The sequence below is a fragment of the Aquibium microcysteis genome, assembly GCF_014495845.1.
Classification (GTDB): domain Bacteria; phylum Pseudomonadota; class Alphaproteobacteria; order Rhizobiales; family Rhizobiaceae; genus Aquibium; species Aquibium microcysteis.
Genome location: NZ_CP061080.1, coordinates 6060649 through 6084783, shown reverse-complemented (window position 1 = coordinate 6084783; position 24135 = coordinate 6060649). Strand labels below are relative to the sequence as shown.

25 protein-coding genes are annotated in these 24135 nt (G+C 66.3%); 18 read left to right on the top strand and 7 right to left on the bottom strand.

The annotated features are described in order from the left end of the window. Nucleotides 1-15: 15 nt before the first annotated feature. From aroE to IAI54_RS28645, 4 genes are read right to left on the bottom strand one after another with little or no spacing between them, the layout of a single operon-like run. On the bottom strand, nt 16-873 hold the full coding sequence (gene aroE / locus IAI54_RS28660) for a shikimate dehydrogenase (protein ID WP_187970407.1): 858 nt from the start codon (nt 871-873) through the stop codon (nt 16-18). Then, nucleotides 870-2129: an acyl-CoA dehydrogenase family protein gene (locus IAI54_RS28655; RefSeq protein ID WP_235679200.1), complete on the bottom strand. Its 1260-nt coding sequence runs from the start codon at nt 2127-2129 to the stop codon at nt 870-872. The genes aroE and IAI54_RS28655 overlap by 4 nt, the downstream gene beginning before the upstream one ends. Next, nucleotides 2068-2880, bottom strand: a complete 813-nt coding sequence (locus IAI54_RS28650) for an enoyl-CoA hydratase-related protein (protein ID WP_235679199.1) — start codon at nt 2878-2880, stop codon at nt 2068-2070. Before IAI54_RS28650 ends, IAI54_RS28655 begins: the two co-directional genes overlap by 62 nt. Nucleotides 2881-2883: 3 nt before the next feature. Further along, the gene (locus IAI54_RS28645) at nt 2884-3678 is read right to left on the bottom strand and encodes a 2-keto-4-pentenoate hydratase (protein ID WP_187970406.1); all 795 of its coding nucleotides are present in this window, start codon (nt 3676-3678) and stop codon (nt 2884-2886) included. A 208-nt stretch (nt 3679-3886) separates the two neighbouring features. Between IAI54_RS28645 and IAI54_RS28640 the strand changes: the two genes are divergently transcribed. Continuing rightward, a complete protein-coding gene (locus IAI54_RS28640) occupies nt 3887-4930 on the top strand; it encodes a LacI family DNA-binding transcriptional regulator (protein ID WP_187970405.1) in 1044 nt (347 codons plus the stop codon). 230 nt (nt 4931-5160) lie between these two features. On the opposite strand, the gene IAI54_RS28635 is transcribed toward IAI54_RS28640, so the two are convergent. Beyond that, nucleotides 5161-6018, bottom strand: a complete 858-nt coding sequence (locus IAI54_RS28635; protein WP_187970404.1) for a sugar phosphate isomerase/epimerase family protein — start codon at nt 6016-6018, stop codon at nt 5161-5163. Between the two features lie 275 nt (nt 6019-6293). On the opposite strand from IAI54_RS28635, the gene IAI54_RS28630 reads away from it, so the two are divergent. The 9 genes from IAI54_RS28630 to IAI54_RS28590 all read left to right on the top strand — a co-directional run bounded on the left by IAI54_RS28630 (nt 6294) and on the right by IAI54_RS28590 (nt 14316). Next, nucleotides 6294-7424 (top strand): ABC transporter substrate-binding protein, encoded by a 1131-nt coding sequence (locus IAI54_RS28630; protein ID WP_187970403.1) that lies wholly within the window; start codon nt 6294-6296, stop codon nt 7422-7424. 91 nt (nt 7425-7515) lie between these two features. Beyond that, nucleotides 7516-8394, top strand: coding sequence for a branched-chain amino acid ABC transporter permease (locus tag IAI54_RS28625; protein WP_187970402.1), 879 nt, complete (start codon nt 7516-7518; stop codon nt 8392-8394). Next, nucleotides 8394-9368: a branched-chain amino acid ABC transporter permease gene (locus IAI54_RS28620; protein ID WP_187970401.1), complete on the top strand. Its 975-nt coding sequence runs from the start codon at nt 8394-8396 to the stop codon at nt 9366-9368. The genes IAI54_RS28625 and IAI54_RS28620 overlap by 1 nt, the downstream gene beginning before the upstream one ends. Beyond that, nucleotides 9365-10120 carry an ABC transporter ATP-binding protein gene (locus tag IAI54_RS28615; RefSeq protein WP_187970400.1) on the top strand — a complete coding sequence of 252 codons (756 nt, stop codon included), beginning with the start codon at nt 9365-9367 and terminating at the stop codon, nt 10118-10120. Before IAI54_RS28620 ends, IAI54_RS28615 begins: the two co-directional genes overlap by 4 nt. Before the next feature lie 2 nt (nt 10121-10122). Then, on the top strand, nt 10123-10842 hold the full coding sequence (locus IAI54_RS28610; protein ID WP_187970399.1) for an ABC transporter ATP-binding protein: 720 nt from the start codon (nt 10123-10125) through the stop codon (nt 10840-10842). Between the two features lies 1 nt (nt 10843). Further along, nucleotides 10844-11602 (top strand): SDR family NAD(P)-dependent oxidoreductase, encoded by a 759-nt coding sequence (locus IAI54_RS28605; protein ID WP_420838256.1) that lies wholly within the window; start codon nt 10844-10846, stop codon nt 11600-11602. A 14-nt stretch (nt 11603-11616) separates the two neighbouring features. Next, the gene (locus IAI54_RS28600) at nt 11617-12624 is read left to right on the top strand and encodes a ketopantoate reductase family protein (protein WP_235679198.1); all 1008 of its coding nucleotides are present in this window, start codon (nt 11617-11619) and stop codon (nt 12622-12624) included. Continuing rightward, on the top strand, nt 12621-13079 hold the full coding sequence (locus IAI54_RS28595; RefSeq protein WP_187970398.1) for a MaoC family dehydratase: 459 nt from the start codon (nt 12621-12623) through the stop codon (nt 13077-13079). Before IAI54_RS28600 ends, IAI54_RS28595 begins: the two co-directional genes overlap by 4 nt. Nucleotides 13080-13107: 28 nt before the next feature. Next, complete coding sequence (locus IAI54_RS28590) at nt 13108-14316, top strand: CaiB/BaiF CoA transferase family protein (RefSeq protein WP_187970397.1); 1209 nt, start codon at nt 13108-13110, stop codon at nt 14314-14316. Between the two features lie 137 nt (nt 14317-14453). Here IAI54_RS28590 and IAI54_RS28585 read toward each other — a convergent pair whose 3' ends face one another. After that, nucleotides 14454-16559 carry a molybdopterin-containing oxidoreductase family protein gene (locus IAI54_RS28585; protein WP_187970396.1) on the bottom strand — a complete coding sequence of 702 codons (2106 nt, stop codon included), beginning with the start codon at nt 16557-16559 and terminating at the stop codon, nt 14454-14456. A 111-nt stretch (nt 16560-16670) separates the two neighbouring features. Here IAI54_RS28585 and IAI54_RS28580 point away from each other — a divergent pair, with 111 nt between their 5' ends. From IAI54_RS28580 to IAI54_RS28570, 3 genes are all read left to right on the top strand, one after another. Next, nucleotides 16671-17531: a 23S rRNA (adenine(2030)-N(6))-methyltransferase RlmJ gene (locus tag IAI54_RS28580; RefSeq protein WP_187970395.1), complete on the top strand. Its 861-nt coding sequence runs from the start codon at nt 16671-16673 to the stop codon at nt 17529-17531. A 68-nt stretch (nt 17532-17599) separates the two neighbouring features. Beyond that, nucleotides 17600-18040, top strand: coding sequence for a hypothetical protein (locus IAI54_RS28575; protein ID WP_187970394.1), 441 nt, complete (start codon nt 17600-17602; stop codon nt 18038-18040). A 69-nt stretch (nt 18041-18109) separates the two neighbouring features. Next, nucleotides 18110-18706: a glutathione S-transferase family protein gene (locus IAI54_RS28570; RefSeq protein WP_187970393.1), complete on the top strand. Its 597-nt coding sequence runs from the start codon at nt 18110-18112 to the stop codon at nt 18704-18706. A gap of 109 nt (nt 18707-18815) precedes the next feature. On the opposite strand, the gene IAI54_RS28565 is transcribed toward IAI54_RS28570, so the two are convergent. Further along, complete coding sequence (locus IAI54_RS28565) at nt 18816-19487, bottom strand: outer membrane protein (protein WP_187970392.1); 672 nt, start codon at nt 19485-19487, stop codon at nt 18816-18818. A gap of 378 nt (nt 19488-19865) precedes the next feature. On the opposite strand from IAI54_RS28565, the gene IAI54_RS28560 reads away from it, so the two are divergent. The 5 genes from IAI54_RS28560 (at nt 19866) to IAI54_RS28540 (ending at nt 24125) form a co-directional block, all read left to right on the top strand. Continuing rightward, nucleotides 19866-20630, top strand: coding sequence for an SDR family oxidoreductase (locus IAI54_RS28560; protein WP_187970391.1), 765 nt, complete (start codon nt 19866-19868; stop codon nt 20628-20630). Between the two features lie 125 nt (nt 20631-20755). Then, entirely contained in the window at nt 20756-22720 is a 1965-nt protein-coding gene (uvrC, locus tag IAI54_RS28555) for an excinuclease ABC subunit UvrC (RefSeq protein WP_420838328.1), read from the top strand. Between the two features lie 96 nt (nt 22721-22816). After that, on the top strand, nt 22817-23401 hold the full coding sequence (pgsA, locus tag IAI54_RS28550; RefSeq protein ID WP_187970389.1) for a CDP-diacylglycerol--glycerol-3-phosphate 3-phosphatidyltransferase: 585 nt from the start codon (nt 22817-22819) through the stop codon (nt 23399-23401). Then, complete coding sequence (moaD, locus tag IAI54_RS28545; RefSeq protein ID WP_187970388.1) at nt 23398-23664, top strand: molybdopterin converting factor subunit 1; 267 nt, start codon at nt 23398-23400, stop codon at nt 23662-23664. Before pgsA ends, moaD begins: the two co-directional genes overlap by 4 nt. A 2-nt stretch (nt 23665-23666) precedes the next feature. Then, entirely contained in the window at nt 23667-24125 is a 459-nt protein-coding gene (locus IAI54_RS28540; protein ID WP_187970387.1) for a molybdenum cofactor biosynthesis protein MoaE, read from the top strand. Nucleotides 24126-24135: the final 10 nt, after the last annotated feature.

Sequence of the window (24135 nt, the reverse complement as noted above, 5' to 3'; positions counted from 1 at the left end):
ATCGTTCCTCGCCATTCAGCCGATCTGCGGCAGCGAAGCCTGCAGGGACTGGATCACCGTCCCGGTTTCCGGCCGAACGCCTCTCCACCATGCGAAGGCTTCGGCCGCCTGTTCGACCACCATCCCGACGCCATCGACCGCGCGGCCTGCGCCGCTGGTCAGGGCAAAGCTCATGAACGGCGTCAGTCCCTTGCCATAGACTAGGTCGTAGGCGAGCGTGTCGTGATGGAACAGCCGCGCCGGAATGGCAGGCAACTGGCCAAAGAGGCTCGCTGACGTCGCATTCACCACCAGGTCGAAGGGCGCGCCCTCGACGTCGTCGAATCCTGAGGCCTCGAACGCGCCGAGGTTGGCGAAGGCCGCCTTGAGCGAAAGAGCTTCGTCCGCGCAGCGATTGGCTATGGCCACACGCGCCGGCCGGGCTTCGAGAAACGGCAGGATGGCTCCACGCACGGCCCCGCCGGCGCCGAGCAGGAGCACATTGCGACCGGCGATCTCATAGCCGAGGTTGCGCCGGATGTCGTTGACGAGGCCGATCCCGTCGAAGTTCTCGGCGATGATCCGCCCGTCCTCGAATTTCAGGCAGTTGGCCGCACCGGCCATCGCGGCATGGGGGCGGCACTCGTCAGCGATCGCGAGCGCCTGGAGCTTGAACGGCGTCGTGACGTTGCAGCCCCTGCCGCCGCCGGCCATGAAGGTCCGAACGCAGCACGCAAACCCGTCCAGCGGCGACTCGATTGATTGGTACTCCAGTGTCTCGCCGGTCATTCTGGCGAATTCCGCATGGATGCCGGGCGAGCGCGAATGCGCGACCGGGTTTCCGAACACGGCATACCGGTCCGGCTCCGGAGCGTGCGCCAGCCGCCCCTTCATTGCGAATACGGATCGAACGACGCAGCCGACCCCTTCATGAGCCCCCGTGCGATCACGCTGCGATGGATCTCCGAGGCGCCGTCGAAGATGCGGTAGATCCGGGCGTCGCGGTAATAGCGTTCGATCGGCAGGTCCTTGCAGTATCCCATGCCGCCGAAGATCTGCACGGCGCGGTCCACGACCCGTCCGAGCGTCTCGGACGCCTGCACCTTCACCATGGAGATGCGTTCGCGCGGATCGATTCCCCGATCGATCTCCATCGCGGTCCGCCAGAGCGCCAGGCGCGCGGCGTCGATCTCGATGGCGCTGTCGGCGAGCATCTGCTGAACCATCTGGAACTCGCCCAGCGCCTTCGAGAATTGCCGGCGCTCGCGGGAATGTTCGAGCATCAGGCCCATGATCCGGGTGGCTTTGCCGACCGAACGCGCGCCCACCTGCGCCAGACGCACGCGGCCCAGCACGGTCAGCGCGAGCTTCAGGCCCTCCCCTTCGGCGCCGAGAAGGTGCACGTCCTCCAGTTCGACGTCGTCGAAGGACAGTTCGACGTGGCTCGTTCCGCGCAGCCCCATCATCTTCTGGTCGCGGCCGATGGTAAAACCGGGAAGTCCCTTGTCGACGAGGAAGAGGGATATGCCACGATGACCGGCGGAGGGGTCGGTCACTGCCGTCACGACGAAGAAATCGGAATGAAGCCCATCGGAGATGAAATGCTTTCCGCCGGTGAGCAGCCAGCGGCCGCCCTTCCGTACCGCACGGGTGCGGATTGCAGCCGCGTCCGAGCCGGCGCCCGGTTCCGTGAAGGCGATCGAACAGGTTCGCGTTCCCGCCGCGCACGGCTTCAGCCACCGGTCGACCTGCTCTCCACGGCATGACAGGAGAACCTCGTAGACGTTGCCGAAGGCCCTCCGCACCAGGATGTCGCTGGTGTGTCCGAACTGTTCCTCAACCAGCATGGTGTCGAGAGCCGACAGGCCGCCGCCGCCGAACTCTTCCGGAACATTCATGGCGTAAAGTCCCAGCGCCTTCGATTTCGAGAAGATACGCTCGGCGTCATCCGGTGGCAGGACCCCGCGTTCGTCGACCATGTCTTCCAGAGGATGAAGTTCGTCGGCGATGAAGCCGCGCACGGTCGTGACGAGGAGCTTCTGCTCCTGACTGAGTTCCAAATCCATGGCTTCGGGTTCCTTCCGCCCGCTACTGGCCCCGCCACCGAGGCTGGCGCTTCTGGGAGAATGCCAGAGGGCCTTCCCGCGCATCCTCGGAATCGAGCATTGCCCGATAGGCGGGGAACTCGCTCGCGAAAGCGGCAGCAAGCGTCGGCTTGTCCAGCCCGTCGAGCATCATCTGCTTGGTCGCGCGCAAGGCCAGCGGCGCGCATCGGGAGAGCGTCTCGACCAGCGCCTCGACCGTTTCGGCCAAGGCCTCAGCCGGCACCACCTGGTTGACCAGGCCCAACGCGCGGGCTTCTTCGGCAGGAAACAGGCGTCCGCTGAGCGCGATGTCCATCGCATGCTTCATCGGGATCTGCCGGGCGAGGCGGTGCAAACCGCCGCTCGCCGCAAGTCCGACCCGCGGCTCCGGCAGGCCGAACCGTGCCGTTTTCACGGCCACGGCAAGGTCGCATGCAAGCACGATCTCCAGCCCGCCGCCAACGGCGTCGCCGTTGACGGCTGCGATCACCGGCTTCGTCAGACCGAAGCGCTCGGCGAGGCCGGCAAACCCGCTTTCGGGAACGAAGGCGTCTCCCGTCGCCGCGCGATACTTGAGGTCCGAACCGGTGCAGAAGGCTTTCTCGCCGGCGCCGGTAATCACGGCACAGTGCAGGGCATCATCAGCTTCGAGTATGTCGAATGCCCTCGCCAGTTCGCGATGAGCAGGCGGATGAAGCGCGTTTCTTACGTCCGGGCGGTCGATCGTCAGGTGAAGCGCATGGCCGCGGACATGCGCGCGAATGAACTCGAAGGCCGGGAATCCCGCGGAAACAGACATGGTCTCGTTCTCAACCAATCGTCAGCCACCGCTCAAGCGGGAGAACAACAGCGATATTCGTCCGAGCCGGCCGAAGTCGGCCACCGCCCGCGTGCCCGGGACGACCGGTACGGTGTCGGTCGCCGACCCGGTGGTGATGTAGGTTCCCGCCTCGAGCCCGATGCCCCGCGCCGACAGAAGGTTCGCCACGTCGACCAGAGCGTGGAACGGACTGCACCGGACGTCGGGCGGACTGTTGGGCGCCGGATCACCGCCGTCGATCGTCAAAACGATCGGATGGCGATGGAAGTCGACCGCAGCGGGGTCCGTGATGGCGTCGCCGATGACCAGTCCGACGCCGTTCCCGTTGTCGGCGATCGTGGTCAGCGTGGTCAGCTCAGCTGGCGGTGTATCGGCACGATAGCGGCTTCCGATCAGCTCGATCGCGATATGGGCGGTGACGCGGGGCGTGATTTCCTCGACACTCCATGCTTTCTGCCGGGCCGGAATGGGCTCGTCGATGCGGAAGGCGAACTCCGGCTCGATCCGTGCGCCGCGGACCAAGCTTTCGTCGATGACATGTTCCGAGCCGACGAAGAAGCACGACGCGAAGGCGCGGCCCGGCACGATGTCGTCGTGGCCGTCGCGCTGGCGCATGGCATCGCTCGTTGCCCCGGCCTTCCAGCCGACTACCGGTGCACCGATCAGGTCGGCCATCCGATCCTGTACCCGGTAGGCTTCGGCACGGTCCCTGGGTCTGCTGGCGGGTTCGGGGAGCACGATCTTGTGCCCCGTGCGCCATGCTTCGGCGAGCGAGGCGGCAAGCGCCTCGAGCACGTCCTGCCTTTGCGGAGACATTCTTCCTCCATCCCTTTGCCGCCGTCCGCCGCCCCGCCGGGCGCCGTTCACGAACGGCTCATGGTCTACCTTCCGGATCGTGCCCTGTCACCGCGACAACCGCATTGATGCATCTTGACACATAAGAAAATGAGGGTGAATCTCCGCCATGACCGAAAATGATGCATCAGATCGGAAGACAGACCCGGTGCCTGGCAAGCCGCGCATCGTCGACATTGCGCTTCAGGCCGGCGTGAGCACGGCGACGGTGGACCGCGTCCTGAACGGTCGCGTCGGCGTGAAGGGCAAGACCGTCAAGAAGGTGCTCGATGCAGCCGAATGGCTGGCGAAGAGCGGCGGCCGGCCCAAGGTCGTCGTCTCGTCATTGAAGGCGCTCACGATCGACGTGCTCCTTGCAGGCGGACCCGGTTTCGCCAACGAGATCCTGATGCGCGAGTTCCATCGCGCAAGCCGCCAGGCCGGCGTGAAGCTCAATGCGCGCTTCACCCAGCGCGCCAACGTGGCGGCCTTGAAGGAAGCGATCGAGGAATGCGCCGAGCGCGGCTCGGCAGGCGTCATCGTCCAGCCGATCGACCATCGCCTCATCCGCGACGCCGTCCTCGATATCGTCAGCAGAGGCGTGCCGCTCGTCTGCGCGCTCACCACGCTTCCCGGCGTCGACAGCCTCGCCTATTGCGGTCTGGACAACCGCGCCGCGGGACGGGCAGGCGGGCTGCTGCTCGGCCATCTGTGCGCGCGCAAGGGAAAGGTCGCGGTCTTCATGAGCGACATGCTGTATCGAAGCCATGAAGAACGCGAAAGTGGCGCCCGCAGCGTGCTCCGCTCGGATTTCCCGCAGATCGAGGTGCTGCCGAGCATCAACACGCGGGACAATCCCGAAACCTGCTACAGCGAGACGCGGGAGTTGCTGAAGCGGCATCCGGACCTCGCGGGAATGATCAATCTCGGCGGCGGCAACAGAGGAATCGAAAAGGCGCTGCTGGAGTCCGGCAAGGCAATCGACGTCGCCTACGTCGCGTTCAACCTTACGCCGCTCACGAGAAAGGCCCTGCTCGACGGCACGATCGATGCGGTGGTGCATCAGGACATGGGGAGGATCAGCCGCCGCGCGGTGGACGCCATCATCGGGCACCATGGCGGAAAGCCCCCCGAGACCGGCTACATCCCGGCCGAAATCATCATGCGCGAGAACATTCGCGACACCGACCGGGCCGAATGGCTACCATTTTGAAGCATGCCTGCAGAAAACAGGCACCGTGGAAGGCCTGCGCTGAGACACAATCCTGACGCGTGCGGAGCGAATCCGGACGTTCGCGACCCGGTTCCGTGCGTGCAACGACCGGACTTCCCGCAGCGCCTCGGCGAGAATGGCGACCGAGATCATGCCTTCGTCGGCAGTTCGACCGGAAACAGGCATCTCCGAAACGCCCGGCTCCCGATCTGCAGCTCAGCTCGCTCCCTTCACGAGCCCATGATGACGGGCGATCCGATCTGCGGCGGGACGGTCCCGCGGCCGGCGGCGGCCAGCACCTGCCACCCCGCGTGGTATGCCGTTTTGATGTAGCCTTCGAGTCCCAGCCCGGCGCGAAGGACATCGTTCGGGACCTCGATACCGAAGACGAACCCCTTCGGCATCGCGCGGATCAGTCCTGAAAGGTCGACGTCTCCCTGACCGGGCATGAGCCGATCATGGCGCGCCGCATGGATCATTGCCGCATGGTCGCGGGCGAAGTCGGCCGGGCCGTCGCAGAGTTGCATGTAGTTGAGCATCCTCTCCGGCAGCGCCGCCACCTCGTCCAGTCCCGATCCGCATTTCTGGTAGTGGAGCGCGTCGATCAGGATCGCTCCGTTCGGACACCCCGCCTCCTCGACGACTTCGCGGGCGGAACGGAGATCCGGAACGCCCGTCCACGGCATGAACTCGAGATCGACGGTCATACCGTACTCGGCAGCGAGGCTGCACAACCGGCCGAAATTCTCGATCAGCCGCGACCGGACCAAGTCGTCTCCGGCCGCCAGGACATGACGCCCCCCAAGCAGCGCCGCCCGGTCGAAGAACGGGCGCAGACTTCCGACGTCGGATCGAGCGTCGAGGCGGATCATCTCGATGTCGGAAACCGTCAGGCCCAGATCGGAGGCACATCGTGCCGCGTCCCTTGCGACCCGTTCGTCCTGCCCCAGAGCCGGAATGGGTTGACCCGGTCCGGAAGGGAGGATCCGCATACCCACCTCGTCGAAGCCTGCGGAGGCGGCGAGGCGCAGCATCGTCATCGGATCGCAATCGCCATAGGTGAGATAGGAGAGAGACAGCCTGTCCATCGGAAGTTTACCTCCGCTTACGTTCCCGCGGATGCGGGCCCACCGGTTTCTGATGCATCATTTTGGAATGGTAGGCCCGAATGATGCATTATGCATTCGATTTCGGGCATCATCGGATGGAAAGTTTTTGAGCCGGAAGAGGACATCTCCTATGGTCACCGCAACCGGTGCTGCGGGGGAGTGATGTCCGCCGGCGGAGAAGGCAGCCGGCTCCCGGCGCGAAGAGCCAATTCGATCGCCGCGCGGGGAATAAGAAGCAACCTAGGAGGAGCATCATGATCAGGAAACTTGCGCTCGCTGCCATCCTGGCGGCGGGCCTGGGCGCGACCCAGGCGACGGCCGAAACCATAAAGCTCGGCAACGTCGCCGAACTGTCCGGATCGGGTGCGACGGTCGGAAAGGCATGGACCGACGCCATCACGATGGGGGTGGAGGAAATCAATGCGGCCGGCGGCGTGCTCGGCAAACAGATCGAACTCTCGACCTACGACAGTCAGACGGACGCGCAGACCTCGCGCGCACTGGTGCAGAAGGCGATCGACGACGGGGCCTTCATGATCCTCGGCACCGTCTATTCGGGCTCCACGATCGTGAACATGCTCGTGACCCAGCAGCAGGGGATTCCGCAGATCGTCGGTTCCGAAGCGCCCGCGATCACCCAGAAGGGCAATCCGTACATCTTTCGGTCGTCCTTCGGGGCACACAAGTCGATGCCGAAGATCGCCGACTACCTGAAGAACGGCCTCGGGATTTCCAAGGTCGCAGTGTCGTGGGTCAACAACGAGTTCGGCAAGGGCGGCCATGACGCCTTCGTCAAGGAAGTGACCGATCGCGGCATCGAGGTGGTGGCCGACGTTTCCAGCGAGGTCGCGCAGGCCGATTTCGCCGCGGACGTGGCGAAGCTGAAGGGCTCCGGCGCGGAGGCGATCTTCGTCTATCTGCACGAGGAGGAGAGCGCCCGCATCCTGCGCGAACTGCGAAAGCAGGGCGTGGAGGTTCCGATCGTCGGCGAGTCCACGCTCCTGAACCAGAAGGTCGTGGAACTCGCAGGCGAAGCCGCCAACGGCATCATGGGCCATGTCGGCCTGACCGTCGACGCTCCGAACCCGGAAATCCAGGCGTTCGGGAAGGCGTTCAGCGAGAAGTTCGGCTACAAAGCCGACCACAACGCCATGAAGGGCTATGTGGCGATCTATGCCGCGAAGACGGCGCTCGAACGCGCCGGCGAGCTCGACCGTCAGAAGGTGGCCGACACGCTGCACTCCATGACCGTCAAGGTCTCCGACGTGCCCAACATCCTGCTCGACGTCAGCTGGGACGAAACGGGCGAGGTGTCGCGGGAGAGCTTCCTGGTCGAGATCCAGGATGGAAAGAGCGTGGTGAAGGACACTCTTCCCGCCAACTGACCGCCGCTTCCGGTCGTCATCCCGACGAAGTCCGGCGCGTCGCCGGACTTCCCCACCTCGCCCGCTCCTGCGGCGCGAGACGAGAGGTTTCATGTCCGAGTTCATGCAAGTCCTGATATCCGGCCTCGCGACCGGGTCGATCTACGCGCTCGCCGCCATCGGGTTCACCCTGCTGTGGCAGGCTTCGCAGACCATCAATTTCGCGCAAGGCGAGTTCGTCATGCTGCCGGCCTTCTTCGTGCTCATCGGCATGCACGTGCTCGGCCTCGGCCTGATTCCCGCGATCGCCCTGGCGCTCGTGACATCCGTCGTCCTCCTCGGCCTCCTGTTCAAGCGGGTGATCATTCAGCCCATGCTTCCGCACGGGGTGCTGCCGATCGTGATGGCAACCATCGCGCTCGCCATCCTGATGCGCGAGATGGTGAAGGAGTTCTACAGCGCCGAGGCGCAGCCATTTCCCTCGATGTTCTCCGAAACGACCTTCAAGGTGCTCGGAGCGACCGTTTCGTACCAGGATGTCGGCAACCTCGTCGTCTCGGCGGTCGCCATCGTCGCCCTGCAGCTCTTCCTGGGCCGGACCCGCACCGGGCGCTGCATGCAGGCCACTGCCCAGAACCCCGCGGTTGCGGAGATACTCGGCGTCAACATCCAGCGCATGGTGCTCTACACGTTCATGATAAACGCCGCGCTCGCCACCATTGCCTCGGTGCTGATCTCGCCGATCTACCTCGCGAAGTTCTCTATCGGCGAGCCGATCGGCCTGGTGGCCTTTCTCGCGGCCATCGTCGGCGGCTTCAACCAGGTCCGGGGGGCACTGGTCGGCGGATTGCTGATCGGCGTGATCGACAACATGTCGGCCGCCTATCTCTCCTCGGAATACCGCATCGCGGGTCCCATGATCCTGCTCATCGTCATCATCCTCCTGCGCCCCCAAGGTCTGCTGGGGACATCGGAAGGGAGAACCGTCTGATGCCGCTGTTCCGCCTCCTGGCCCTCGTCGCCGGGCTCGTCCTGCTGGTGGTCGCCCCGATGACGCAGGCGACCTATGGCACCTACGTGCTTTGCTCGTGGCTCATCTTCGCCATCGCGGCGATGGGCCTCAACCTCACGCTCGGCTATGCGGGACAGATCTCGCTGGCGCAGGCGTCCTTCATGGGGATCGGCGCCTATGCGACCGCTCTCATCACCATGGCGGGGATCCACTGGATCGTCTCGGTCTTCGCCGGCATGGGACTGTGCTTCGTCATCGGCCTCGTGCTCGGCTATCCCGCGCTGCGGGTGCAGCATCACTTCCTCGCCTTCATCACGCTGGCCTTCTCGACCCTGGTCTTTCTCGTCATGCGGAACGAGGAATGGCTCACGGGCGGCATCTATGGCCTCGTGGGAATTCCGCGGCCGGCGTTCGGTCCGATCTCCACGATGAACCAGCGCAGCTACTACTACTTCACGCTCGTCGTCTTCCTGATCGCGTTCGCAGGCTTCTACTGGATCGTGCGCTCGCCCTGGGGGCGCGCCTTCAAGGCGCTTCGCGAAAACCCCGTGCGCGCAAACAGCCTCGGGGTCGACACCCGACTGATCACGCTCCTGGCGTTCGCCATCGGCGCCGCCTATGGCGGCCTCTCCGGCGCGCTGATGTCGCCGCTCGTCCAGTACATCGATCCGATGTCCTTCACGCTCATCATCTCGCTGAAGATTCTCCTGATGGTTGTCGTCGGCGGCTCGGGATATCTATTCGGACCGCTTCTCGGCGCCGGACTCGTCGTGATGCTCCCGGAGTTTCTCCGTTTCGCGGAAAGCTACTATCTGATGATCTATGCCGGACTGGTGATGATACTGATGGTCTACTGTCCGACCGGCCTGATCGGCCTGGTTGACAAGACCGTCAACGCGTTCCGGTCGAAACGGGTCGAGCGCGGCGATCTCAAGCAGGGAGCACAGCTGTGAACGCCGAAGCGCCGATCCTCGACGTCCGCAACATCAGCAAGTCCTTCGGCGGCATCAAGGCCGTCAACGACGTCACCTTCACCGTGAACCGCGGCGAGATCCTCGGCCTGATCGGTCCGAATGGGAGCGGAAAGTCCACCTTGTTCAACTGCATTCTCGGCCAACTGAGACCTGATCACGGAGAGGTCTCGGTCAGCGGCAGATCCGTCCTCGGCACACGACCTTGCGACCTCAACAAGCGTTTCGGCGTCGCCCGTACCTTCCAGATGCTGCAGGTCTTTCCGCAGATGAGCGTGCTGGAGAACATCATCCTTGCCGGGCAGGAGCATCAGGGATCGATGTTCGGACGTCTCCTCGGCGCATCGGACGCCGGGCTGACCGCCAGTGCCGACAAGCTGATCGAATTCTTCCGGCTCGGTCATCTGCGCGACGCGCTGGCCGGATCTCTTTCCTACGGCCAGCAGAAGTTGCTCGACGCGGCAATGGCCTTCATGGCGGGACCGAAACTCGTCCTGCTCGACGAACCGGCCGGCGGCGTCAACCTGACGATGCTCGAGCATCTCAAGGAGCGGCTTGCGACGTACAACCGCGAGAACGGCTCCACCTTCGTGGTGATCGAGCACAACATGGAATTCGTGATGTCGCTTTGCACCCGCATCGTCGTGCTCGCCAACGGCGCCATCATCGCCGAAGGCACCCCCGAGGAAGTGCGCGCCAATCCCGTCGTCATCGAAGCCTATCTGGGGGCTTGACCATGCTCGAACTGCGGAACCTCCATGGCGGATATGGCCGCATAACCATCCTGAACGGGGTCTCCTTCACGATTCCCCAAGGCTCGATCACCACCATGATCGGTCCGAACGGAGCCGGAAAGTCGACCGTCTTCAAGGCGATTTTCGGACTGCTCAACATCCATTCCGGTGCCATCGTCTTCAACGGCGAAGACATCACGGGGCTCAAGCCGGCGCAGCTGATCGCGAGGGGCATCAGCTATGTGCCGCAAGGCCGCAACATCGTCCCGCACCTGTCGGTCGAGCACAACCTCGAACTGGGCGGCATCACCGCCCCCGACCAGTCGGTCGTCAAACGGCGGATCGACGAGGTGTTCACCCAGTTTCCGGTCCTGCGCGAGAAGCGCAAGCAGCATGCCATCACGCTTTCGGGGGGACAACAGAAGCAGCTCGAAGTCGCGCGCGCCCTGCTGCTCGATCCGAAGCTGATCCTCATAGACGAACCCTCGATCGGGTTGTCGCCGCAACTCGTCCAGGAAGTGTTCCGGACGCTGATCCGTCTGCGCGACGGCGGCGTCACCATTCTGATGGTGGAGCAGAATGCGCGCAGCGCCCTCGGCATCTCGGATTTCGGGATCGTGCTCGAACTCGGCCAGATGCGCATGCAGGGCAAGGCGTCGGAACTGCTGTCCGATCCTCGGGTCGGCCAGCTGTTCCTCGGCGGTTCGATGCAGAAGGCCTGACATGGCGACAGATCCGAATTCCGAAATCCGTCCGATGGGCGCCGTTCTGCAAGGCCAGATCGCCGTCGTCGCGGGCGGGCTCGGCGGCATCGGCCGCGCCTTTGCCGAGAAAGCGAAGGCCGCCGGCGCGATCGTCTCGTGCTGGGACGTTCCCTCCGCAGCTTCCGGCGATTTCCTGGATCATTACGTCCGCTGCGACGTCACCGACGAGCGATCGGTCGCCGTCGCCGCCGAAGCCACGCTCGCGCAGTTCGGCCGGATTGACGTCCTGGTCAACTCCGCCGGGGTGACGGGACAGACCGCAAGGACCGAAGACACGGATCTGTCGGAGTGGGAACGGGTGATGGCGATCAATCTCACCGGCACGTTCCTCACCTGCAAGACGGTGGTCCGCGCGATGCGCGCGCGCGGCTATGGACGCATCGTCAACGTCTCGTCCATCGCCGGCAAGGAGGGAAATCCCAACCAGGCCGCCTACTCCGCGTCCAAGGCCGGCGTGATCGGCCTGACCAAGAGCATCGCCCGGGAGAATGCCGACTCCGACATCTGCGCCAACTGCATCACGCCCGCCATCACCGCAACCGATCTCGTGCTGCAGATGACCGAGGCGCAGCGTCAGCTCGTGCTGGCAAAGATCCCGATGGGTCGCCCGGGGAAGCCGGGAGAGATCGCCGACCTGATGCTGTTCATGGCCTCGCCCGCCTGTTCGTTTTCCACCGGCGCCGTCTTCGACGCGTCCGGCGGCCGTGCAACCTACTGATGGGAGCGGAGATCGTGACCAGCGGACGTGACGTCATGAGGATCTGCATTCTCGGTGCCGGCTCGCTCGGCTGCGTTTTCGGCGGGCTGCTTGCGGCCGCCGGTCACGACGTACTGCTGGTCAACCGATCCGCCGATCTGGTCGAGCGGCTGAATAGCGGCGGGCTCACTCTGGCCTTCGACAGCGGCGACCGGGTCATCCCCGTCCAGGCGGCGACCGACTGCCGGGGACGGGTCGCCTTCGACCTGATCGTCGTGCTCGTGAAATCGTTCCATACCCGTGAAGCGCTGGCAGCGGCACGGGAGGCGATCGGTCCGGAAACTGTGGTGATGTCGCTGCAGAACGGCCTCGGACACGAGGATGTCATCGCCGAGATCGCAGGGCCGTCGAGCGTGGTGATCGGGAAGACCTATGTCGGCGGCGTCATGGTCAGCCCGGGAAAGGTCGTGGCCGGCGTGGTCGGCAAGCCGACCTACATCGGCGAGCCTGACGGCACGGCCTCCGAAAGGGTGCGCAGGATCGCCCGTGCGTTTTCCGCGGCGGGTCTGGAGACGCTCGCGAGCGACCGGATCATGGGGGTGGTCTGGGACAAGCTTCTGGTCAACGTCGCGACCGGCGCTCTCAGCGGCATCACCGGGCTCGCCTACGGCGATCTCTACGACGTGCCCGAGGTCGCCGAATGTGCATGCGCCGCCGTCCGGGAAGCCATGGAGGTCGCCGCCGCCGCCGGCATCGCCCTGTCCTGCGACGACCCCTACCGCCCGTGGCGGATCGCAGGGGAAGGGCTGCCCCCGGGGTTCAAGGCCTCGATGCTGCAGAGCCTCGAGAAAGGATCGACCACCGAGATCGACTTCGTGAACGGAGCCGTGGTGCGCTGGGGCGATCGCTACGGCGTGCCGACTCCAGTCAATCGGACCCTGGTCGCCGCCATCAAGGGAGTGGAGCGGTCCCTCGCCCCGACGCACGGCCGCTCACGGCGTAGAGACGAATCTCCAACAGCAGGATCGGCGATCATTCGATGACACGGGAACTCTTCTTCGACGAGATCGAGATCGGCGCCGCCGGCGTGAGCCCGACGGTAACGATGACCTCCGACATGATCATGGCCTACGCGAACCTGACCGGGGACCATACGCCCGTCCACACCGACGAGGAGTATGCCCGCAGGTCGTCCTTCGGCGAGCGTGTCGCGCACGGGCTGTTCGGCCTGTCGCTGGCGGACGGCCTGAAGACCCGCGCCGACCTGCGCTTTCAGCCAGGGATGTCGCTGGGCTGGACCTGGGACTTCCGCCTGCCGATCCGCATCGGCGACGAACTGCATGTCGCGTTCCACGTCGCGAGCAAGCGCGAGACGCGCCGCAAGGGGTGGGGCATCGTCATCCTTCCGTCGAAGCTGATCAACCAGAAGGGCGAGATCGTCCAGGAGGGCGAGCACAGGCTGATGCTGCCGATGCGCAGTGAAGCCGTCGCCGCCTGATCCCTCATCACTTCCAGGAAAGACAGACATGAACAAGCCCCTGCCCCTGACGGGAATACGCGTCATCGACTACAGCCACTTCCTGGCGGGTCCGTTCCTGTCCCGCTCGCTCGCCGCGATGGGCGCTGACGTCATCAAGGTCGAGCGCCCTCCCCTTGGCGACGCGGGACGGCGGCACGGCTACTTCGTGGGGGACCATAGCGGCTACTTCCTTCAGCAGAACATGGGCAAGGAGGGCCTGTGCGTGGACCTGCGCCAGCCTCAGGGCGCCGAGCTGATGCGCCGCCTGATCAAGTCGGCCGACGTGTTCGTCGAAAACTATCGGCCAGGAGCGCTGAAGAAGCTCGGGCTCGGCTACGAGACGGTCTCGAAGGACAATCCGGGTCTCGTCTACTGCTCGATCTCGGCCTACGGTCAGACCGGGCCCTATTCAAGCCGGCCCGGCTTCGGACTGATCGCCGAGGCGATGAGCGGCGCGATGTCGATCATCGGCGTGCCCGGGGAGGCGCCGCCCCTGTTCCGGATGCCGCTCGCCGACATGTACACCGGCATCCATGGCGTGGCGGCGGTCTGCGCGGCTCTCTTCGGCCGGCAGTCGAGCGGCAGGGGCCAGCACATCGATCTGGCGCTCTACGACTGCATGGTGTCGATGCATGACTTCGCGGTCCAGGCCTACACGATGAGCGGCGGCAAGGAGCTGCCGGTTCAGACCGGGCACGACATGCCAGACTCTACCGTCTATGGCGTGTTCACCGCGAGAGACGGACATCTCGTGATCGCCGCCCAGGTTGACGAAGCCTGGATACGCCTCGCCAGGCTGATCGGCGGCGATGCGCTCGCCGCCGACACGCGTTTCCACCATGCCGCCGGCCGCAACGCCAACCGCGAGGAGATCCTTCCCCTGGTGCGCCAATGGACGATCGCGCAGGAGAACGTCGCCGCCTGCGTTCGAGCTCTGGATGAAGCGGGAGTGCCGTCCGCACCGGTCCAGACCATCGACCAGGTCGTGAACGACCCGCAGATTGCCGCGCGCCGTATGATCATCGAGCAGGACCATCCGGTTCTCGGCAAGATCCGTCTGCCCAATCTTCCCTTCAACTTTTCCGAATCCGAACCGCTGACGCCTCGGGTCGCTCCCGAACTCGGCCAGCACAACCGCACGATTGCCGTCGATCTCGGCTTCACCGAAACCGAAATCGACGCAATGATCGCCAACGGAACCCTGTACTCGGCCTGACGGCTCTACCCGCTCCGGCTCTGGCGTCTTCGGCGAACTCTATGTTTCCCGGCCGGCCCGGATCGTCATGTTCGGATGGCGCACGCTTGCCCGGGTCTCCGGCGAGGATGGGCAGGGGCGAGGCAGCGAAGCCCCCCCTACACCCCCCGCACCCAAACCCTGTTGTCGTGAAACGCCGCCCCGCCATACGGCGCCGCGGCATCCGCGCCCGTCAGCACGTTGATGCCCTCCCCACGTTCGTGCGCCGAATTCGGCCAGATGCCTTCGGCGATGACGACGCCGCGCCGGACGCCGTCGAAGAGCTTGGCGTGCAGCACCACCTCGCCGCGGGCGTTGCCGAGTTCGACGCGGGCGGCGTCGGTGATGCCGAGGGTGGCGGCGTCGTCGGGGTGGATCAGGAGTTCGGGGCGCCGTTCGCGGGCCTGCGAGGTGGGGGTCTCGGTGAAGCTCGAATTGAGGAAGTTGCGGGCGGGCGAGGTGGCGAGGCGGAAGGGGTGGGCTTCGTCGGCCTCCTCGATCAGGTCGACATGGTCGGGCAAGACCGGCAGGCGCTCGTGCGGGCCGAGCAGGCCGAGCGACTTCGGCGGCTTGTTGGGGGCGGCACCGCCCTGCCATTGCGGCCGGAAACGGAACTTTCCGTCGGGGTGGCCGAAGCCCTTGAGATAATGCGCGGTCTCGAAATCGGGCTGCAGGTCGGCCCAGCGTTCCTCCTCGAAGGTCTCGAAACTGCCGAGCCCGCGCTTGCCGAGGATCAGGTCGATGTGCTGGCGCTCGGTCAGGCCGAAGCCCGGCCGGTCGGCGACGCCGAGGCGCTTGCCCAGCTCCTCGATGACGAAAAGATTGGTGCGCGGGCCCTCCGGCGGGTCGATCAGCTTCGGCCCGAGCGTCACGTGCTGATTGCCGCCGCCCTTGTAGAGGTCGTCATGCTCGACGAACATGGTGGCCGGCAGCACGACGTCGGCGAGCGCGGCCGTATCCGTCATGAACTGCTCGTGGACGCAGCTGAACAGGTCGTCGCGCAGGAAGCCGCGCTTTACGAGCCGCTGCTCGGGGCAGACGTTGACGGGGTTGGTGTTCTGGATCAGCAGCGCGGTCACCGGCGGGCCGTGGCGCAGGGCTTCGGCGTCGCCGGTCAGGACGCGGCCGATCTGCGACTGGTCGAGATGGCGGATGTTCGGGTCGCGCAGGCGCTCGCCTTCCAGAAGCGTCGTGTCGAAGCGGTAGATGCCGCTGTTGGAATGGAAGGCGCCGCCGCCCTCGTGGCGCCAGTGGCCGGCGACGGTGGGGATCGACAGCGCCGCATGCATGGCGACCGCGCCGTTGCGCTGGCGGGCGAAGCCGTAGCCGAGGCGGAAGAAGCTGCGTGGCGTCGTGCCGACCAGCCGCGCGAAGGCCTCGATCTCGGCGACGGTGAGGCCGGTGATGGCCGCGGCCCATTCCGGCGTGCGGGTGGCGAGATGCGCTTCCAGCCCGGCCGGGTCGTCGGCATACCGCGCCATGTAGTCCCGGTCGGCGAGGCCGTCGCGGAACAGCACGTGCATGACCGCGCAGGCCAGCGCGCCGTCGGTGCCGGGGCGCAGGATCAGGCCCATGTCGGCCTGTTTCATGGTGGCGTTGTCGTAGACGTCGATGACGACGATCCTGGCGCCGCGCTCCTTGCGGGCGCGCACGGCATGGGTCATCACGTTGACCTGCGTGACGACGGCGTTGGTGCCCCAGATGACGACGCAGTCGGACTTGGCGATCTCGCGCGGATCGACGCCGGCCAGCCGGCCGGTGCCCATGACGTAGCCGGTCCAGGCGAGGTTGGTGCAGATCGTGTCGAAGAAGCCGGAATAGCGCTTCGCATGGCGCAGCCGGTTGATGGAATCGCGCTGCACGAGACCCATCGTGCCGGCATAATAGTAGGGCCAGACCGTCTCGGAACCGTGCCTCGCCTCGGCCTTCAGGAAATTCTCCGCCACCAGGTCGAGGGCCGCTTCCCACGAGGCTTCCTTCCAGCGCCCCTCCCCCTTGGCGCCCGCCCGCACCAGCGGCTTCAGAAGCCGGTCGGGATGGTGCACCCGCTCGGCATAGCGCGCGACCTTGGCGCAGATGACGCCGGCCGTGTAGCTGTTGTCCTTCGACCCGTGGACGCGGCCGATGCGGCCGGGGCCGAGGATCTCGACGTCGAGCGCGCAGGTGGAGGGGCAGTCGTGCGGACAGGCCGAATGGCCGATGCGGATGGGAGCGTGCTGGTTCATGCGGCTTTTCTAGCGGGAATTCGGCCCGGCTTACAGGGCGGCACCGGCGAAATGATTTGATCCATCGCGCGCGCCGTGATGATGGATGCGGCGAACGGGCAGAGACAGGCCATGAACTACCGTCACGTCTATCACGCCGGGAACTTCGCCGACGTGGTCAAGCACGCCATCCTGGTGAGGATCGTCGACTACCTGAAGCGCAAGGACAAGGCGTTCCGGGTGATCGACACCCATGCCGGGATCGGCCTCTACGACCTCACCTCGGAGGCGGCGCAGAAGACCGGCGAATGGCAGGGCGGCATCGGCCGGGTGATCGACGCGGCGGTCGACCCTGCGGCCGCCGCGCTCTTGTCGCCCTATCTCGACGCGGTGCGGGCCTTCAACCCGGGCGGCGGGGTGCGGTTCTATCCCGGCTCGCCGCGGCTCGTGCGGCACCTCCTGCGGCCGCAGGACCGGCTGACGGCGGTGGAACTGCATCCCGCCGATGCGGAGACGCTGAAGCAGGAATTCGCGGGCGACTTCCAGACGCGCGTGATCCCACTCGACGGCTGGCTGGCGCTCGGCGCCCAGCTGCCGCCGAAGGAGAAGCGCGGGCTGGTGCTGATTGACCCGCCCTTCGAGGAGACGGGCGAGTTCGAGCGGATCGCCGCGAAACTCGCCAAAGCCCATCGACGCTGGCCGGGCGGGGTCTATGCCGTCTGGTACCCGGTCAAGGACCGGCAGGCGGCGGAGCGTTTCCGCGACTCCTTTCGGGCCGGCGGCATTCCGCGGGTGCTGGACGTTTCGCTGACGATCCGCGGCGCCGGGCCGGTGCCGCGGCTGGACGGGACGGGCATGCTGATCGTCAACCCGCCCTTCCCGCTCGCCGGCGAACTGGAGACGATGCTGCCGGTGCTGGCGCGGCTGCTCGCCGACGGCCCGGGCGCCGCCTGGCGTGTCGAAGAACTCGCCGGCGAGGCGCCGCAGACTTGACCGGACCCGCCAACCTCCGCACAGTGCCGAACATAGTCTTCCGACCAACCGACGACGACAGGCCCGCCATGTCCCGCCTCGCCTCCCTCGCCCTTTCCGCCGCGCTCAGCCTCTGCAGCGTCGCCGGGCTTTCCGGTGCCGCCGCGGCCGCGGACTACCGGGCGGCGCCCGCCTATGACGACAGCGTCTGCAGCGAAGGCTGGGTGCTCAACCGAATCAGCCGCAACTTCCGGCACCAGGTGAAGAACGTTTCCGGGCTGCCGCAGGTCGAGATCGTCGACTTCTACGGTCTGCACCTGACCCGCTACCATCCGCAGCGCGATTTGTGGCCGGTGGCGCGCACCTACTGCGAAGGCACCGTCCGGCTATCCGACGGCCACGAGCGGCCGATCTGGTTCTTCATTGAGGAAGGCATGGGCTTCGCCGGCGTCGGCCACAACGTCGAGGCCTGCGTTTCGGGCTTCGACCGCTGGAACGTCTACAACGGCCGCTGCCGCGTCGCACGCTAACCGGCCCTGCCCGGCCGCGGGCGCAGCGCCGGGCGCCGGTTCACGCACTCGCGCCCGTCCGGTCCTTCCATGACGAAAATCCTGATGTCCAGCGCCTCGCCCTTCGCCAACAAGGTGATGGCGGCGGCGGCCTATGCCAAGATTCCCTTCGAGGCGGTGGCGGTCGACACCAATGCCGATCCGGCGGTGCTGATCGAGGCCAATCCGCTCGGCAAGATACCGGTTCTCGTTCTCGACGACGGCAGTACGGTCTACGACAGCCGCGCGATCACGCAGGAACTGAACCGGATGTCCGGGAACCAGCTGTTTCCGCGCCAGGCCGTCAAGCGGCGGGAGGCGGAGACGCTCGAGGCTCTGGCCGACGGCATCGCCGACTGCCTGCTGGCGCAGGTCTACGAGAAGCGCTTCCGACCGGAGGAGAAGCTGCACCAGCCCTGGATCGACCGGCAGGCGGCGAAGGTCGCCCGCGGCCTCGACCATCTGAACGACAACGCACCGCGGCTGGGGAAGAAGGCCCATGCCGGCCACATCGCGCTGCGCTGCATGCTGGCCTACGCCTCGCTGCGCTTCGGCAGCGGCTGGGAGCGCGGACGGCCCAAGCTGAAGCGATTCGTGAGGCGCTTCGACGAGCAGTTTCCCGATCTCCAGCCCTACCTGCCGCACTGAACCCGGTCTCCCCGGGTCGTCGCCCGGAAACGAGAAAGGCCGGATCCCTCGCGGGATCCGGCCTCATCCATCGGGCTCGATGCGGCGCCGGTGGCGCCGAACCGGGCGATCAGAACTTCATGCCGATGCCGAGCAGGAAGTTGTTCGACTTGGCATCGACCTCGGTCGCGCCGCCCGACAGGGCGAAGTCGTCCGAGCCGTAGTCGGTGTAGCGGTACTCGCCGCGGGCGAAGACCTTCTCGGTCAGCTTGACGTCGGCGCCGACGCCGGCCGTCCAGCCGAACATCGTGTTGGAGTCGGAAGCGATGCCGTCATTGACCTCGACCTTGGCCGCCGCGCCACCGCCGGTCGCGTAGACCAGGATGTTGTCGGTCGCTGCCACGCCCATGCGGGCCCGCAGCGAGCCGTTGAAGCCGCGATCGGTCGAGGCGCCGGCATTGGCGCCGTCCGCCCAGTCATAGCCGACGTCACCCTCGAGACCGTAGACGAACATGCCCGACTGGCCGTTCCAGCCGCCGAACAGGCTGCCGTTGAAGCCGTCGGTGTCGATGGAATTGTTCACGCCGGAATTGATGTCCGTGTCGCCCGTGCTGTAGGCGCCCTGGATACCGGCATAGCCGCCGGCCCACGAAGCGACCGGAACCTGCTCATAGGGAACCGGCTGCGGCGCCGGCGGCTCCATGCCGATCACGTCGGCGGCGAACACGGAGGTGGTGGAGAGCAGCGCGGCGACGCCGAAGGCTGCGGCGGCCGAACGGCCGATGTTGGAACGGATGGACATAGGTTACTCCTTGCACAATCTGGAAGGGTTATTGCCCCCCTTCTCGCCTCGGATCGCCAGGGAGGAACGGTGACGACCCCAAGTGTTGGTAATGTCGTGCCCAAATGCGGCCGAACCGCAGAGCAAAAACGGTCATCCGTCGGCGGCGATATGGCCGAAACATGACGTGTCGTCCATGCAACACCTGGGGCAGCGGCCGCCCCGCGCACCACCGACGCGCGGCAGCAACGCGCTGTATTCGCTTCAAATTTTAGACAATCCCTGACGGCTCGGACAAAGCCGCGAGCCGCGCGGGACGGCACCGGACGTTGCGGCAGCCACGCCTTTCCTTCTCGATTCCGCCGCATATATGACTGGAGGGTAAACGGGGGCGGCGGGATGAACGGGCACAAGGGGATTGCGCTGGTGACGGGCGGCGCGCGGCGGATCGGAGCGGCCATCGCCGCCGATCTGGCGCAGGCGGGGTTTGCCGTCGCCCTCCACTGCAACCGCTCCACCGGCGATGCCGAGGAGGTGGCGGGTCGAATCGCGCGAGCCGGCGGAACGGCGCGGGTCTATCAGGCCGAACTCGCCTCTCACGAGGGGGTGGCACGTCTCGCCGCAGACGTTCACGAGACGCTCGGCCCGGTGCGCCTGCTCGTCAACAATGCCTCGGTCTTCGAACCCGATTCGGCCGCGGCGCCGGACTGGGACCTCTGGGAGAAGCACTTCGCGCTGCATCTGAAGGCGCCCGTGCAGTTGGCCGGCGAGATGGTGCGCCGGCTGCCGGCCGATGAGACCGGGCTCATCGTCAACGTCGTCGACCAGCGGGTCTGGAAGCTGACGCCGCAGTTCTTCTCCTACACGCTGTCCAAGTCGGCGCTTTGGACGGCCACGCAGACCATGGCCCAGGCCTTCGCGCCGCAGGTGCGCGTCAATGCCATCGGCCCCGGCCCGACGCTCCCCAACGAACGCCAGCAGCCCGGCGATCTCGCCGCGCAGGAGGAAGCCCTGCTTCTGCGGAAGGGACCGCTGCTGACGGAATTCGGCAGCACGATACGCTATCTGTGGGAAACACCGTCGATCACAGGCCAGATGATCGCGCTCGACGGCGGCCAGCATCTTGCCTGGCAGACCCCGGATGTGACAGGCATGCGTGAATGAACCCGTCGAAAGTGCAGACCCGTCCGCTTCCCGCCGGCCGCAAGGCCGATCCGGAGACGGAGAGCGACGAGATCGCCGGCGTGCTGCCCGACGAACTGGCGGACGACGAGGACGACGGCGAGGAGATCGAGGCGGAACCGGTCGAGCCGGACCTCGGCGGCTACACCTGGGACACGGCCTCCGCCGACGCGGAAGGCAAGTCCGGCACCGAAGTCATCGCCCACTTCGTCAAGCGGCTGCCGAACGCGCCGGGCGTCTACCGCATGATGAACGCGGCGGGCGACGTGCTCTACGTGGGCAAGGCGCGCAGCCTGAAGAAGCGCGTCACCAATTACGCCCAGGGCCGGTTCCACACCCAGCGCATCGGCCGGATGGTGCGCGAGACCACGACGATGGAATTCGTCGTCACCCGCACCGAGATCGAGGCGCTGCTGCTCGAGGCGAACCTGATCAAGCGCCTGCGGCCGCGCTACAACGTGCTGCTGCGCGACGACAAGTCGTTTCCCTACATCCTCTTGACCGGCGACCACGCCGCACCGGGCATCTTCAAGCATCGCGGGGCGCGGTCGAGGAAGGGCGACTATTTCGGCCCCTTCGCCTCGGCCGGCGCGGTGGGACGCACCATCAACGCTCTGCAGCGTGCCTTCCTGCTCCGCAGTTGCACCGATTCCGTCTACGACGGCCGCACCCGCCCCTGCCTGCTCTACCAGATCAAGCGCTGCTCGGGTCCTTGCACCGGCGAGATCGGCACGGCCGACTATGCCGAACTGGTGAAGGAGGCGAAGGACTTCCTGTCCGGCCGCAGCCAGAAGGTGAAGGCGGAGATCGCCAGCGCCATGCAGGAGGCGTCGCAGGCGCTCGATTTCGAGCGCGCGGCTGTGTTTCGCGACCGCCTGGCGGCGCTGAGCCACGTGCAGAGCCACCAGGGCATCAACCCGCAGTCGGTCGAGGAGGCCGATGTCTTCGCCATCCATCAGGAGGGCGGGCAGAACTGCATCGAGGTGTTCTTCTTCCGCACCGGGCAGAACTGGGGCAACCGGGCCTATTTTCCGAAGGCCGACCCCGCGCTCGAGCCGGCCGAGGTGCTGGGCGCCTTCCTCGCGCAGTTCTACGACGACAAGCCCTGCCCGCGAACCATCCTGCTGTCGCATGCGGTCGAGGAACAGGCGCTGCTGGCCCAGGCGCTCGCCACCCGCGCGGGCCACAAGGTCGCGCTCGGCGTGCCGCTGCGCGGCGAGAAGAAGGGCCTCGTCGACCACGTGGCGCAGAACGCGCGCGAGGCGCTCGGCCGGCGCCTGGCGGAGACCTCGTCGCAGACCCGCCTGCTCGCCGGGATCGCGGAGACCTTCGGGCTGGCGGCGCCGCCGCGCCGGGTCGAGGTCTACGACAACTCGCACATCATGGGCACGAACGCCGTCGGCGCGATGATCGTCGCCGGGGTCGAGGGCTTCGTGAAGAACCAGTACCGCAAGTTCAACATCCGCTCGACGGAGATCACGCCCGGCGACGATTTCGGCATGATGCGGGAAGTGATGGAGCGGCGCTTCTCGCGCCTCCTGAAGGAGCATGCCCCGGCCGCAGGCGCGCCCGCGACCGAGGCCGCGGAGGAGCCGGACGAGACCGCCGCCTTCCCGGCCTGGCCGGACCTGATCCTGATCGACGGCGGCGCCGGCCAGATGTCGGCGGTGCGCAAGATCCTCGCCGACCTCGGGATCGAGGACAAGGTGACCGCCATCGGCGTCGCCAAGGGCATCGACCGCGATGCCGGGCGCGAACGCTTCTTCGTCACCGGGCGGGAGCCCTTCATGCTGCCGCCGCGCGATCCGGTGCTCTATTTCATCCAGCGGCTGCGCGACGAGGCCCACCGCTTCGCCATCGGCTCGCACCGTGCGAAGCGCAAGAAGGAGATGGTGCGCAGCCCGCTCGACGAGATCGGCGGCATCGGACCGGCACGAAAACGCGCGCTGCTCCATCACTTCGGGACTGCCAAGGCGGTCGGACGGGCGGCGATCGAGGATCTGATGTCGGTGGAAGGCATTTCGGCCGCCATGGCGAAGCAGATCTACGAGCATTTCCACGACAACGGATGATTCGTGGCCCTGGTCCATCGTTCCTGGCCGACTTGCGGTTGACCCCCGGCCTCTCCATCTGTTTTGACTAGCCGGTACGGACCAAGCTGGAACGACATGGCAAAGCGCGCTTACAATCTGCCGAACCTCCTGACCTATGCGCGCATCCTCGCCGTGCCGCTGATTCTCATCTGCTTCTATCTGGAGGGGCGGACGCGGCCGACCGAATTCTGGCGCTGGGCGGCCTTCTGGATCTTCGTGGCGGCCAGCATCACCGACTATTTCGACGGCTACATCGCGCGGATCTGGTCGCAGACGTCGAACATCGGCAAGATGCTCGACCCGATCGCCGACAAGCTCCTGGTGGCGGCCGTGCTGCTGCTGCTCGCCTTCGACCGGACGATCGACAAGTGGTCGCTGTGGGCGGCGATCATCATCCTGTGCCGCGAGGTGCTCGTCTCGGGACTGCGCGAATATCTCGCCGACCTCAAGGTGAGCGTTCCCGTTACCCGGCTCGCCAAGTGGAAGACCACGATGCAGCTCCTGGCGATCGGCTTCCTGCTCGCCGGCCCGGCGGGGGAAGTGGTGTTCCCGTGGACCATGGAGTTCGGCATCACGCTGTTGTGGCTGTCGGCGCTGGTGACGCTCTATACCGGCTGGGACTATTTCCGCGCCGGAATGAAGCACATCGCCGACGAATGACGGAGGCCGCCGTGAAACTCGTCTATTTCGCCTGGGTGCGCGAACGCATCGGCTTGTCGGAGGAAGAGATCGCGCTGCCGCCCGAGGTCGCGACCGTGCGGGACCTGCTGGCCTGGCTGCCCGGGCGCGGCGACGGCTACGCGGCGGCGCTGCGGCATCCGGACGTCATCCGGGTCGCGATCGACCGCGAACACGTCGACCATGGCCAGCGGCTCGCCGGGGCCTCCGAGGTCGCCCTGTTTCCGCCGATGACCGGAGGCTGACGATGCCCGCCGAGCCCGTCGTGCGCATCCAGGCGGAGGATTTCGACCTCGCCGAAGAGGTCGCGAAGCTGACGGCGGGGCGCGGCGACGTCGGCGCGGTCGTGACCTTCTCGGGCCTGTGCCGCGACGAGGCCGGCACGCTGGCGGCCCTCGAACTCGAGCATTATCCCGGCATGGCCGAAGCGGAGATCCTGCGGATCGCGCGGCAGGCCGCCGAGCGATGGCCGCTGACGGGTCTGGTGGCGATCCACCGCCACGGGAAGATCGAGCCGGGCGGCAACATCGTGCTGGTGGTGGCCGCCTCGGCGCACCGGCAGGCGGCGTTCGAGGGCGCGTCCTTCCTGATGGATTTCCTCAAGACCCGCGCTCCCTTCTGGAAGAAGGAGCACAGGACCGACGGCACCGCGGGCGGTTGGGTCGACGCCAAGGATGCCGACGACCGCGCCGCCGGCCGCTGGTGACGGGCAGGTC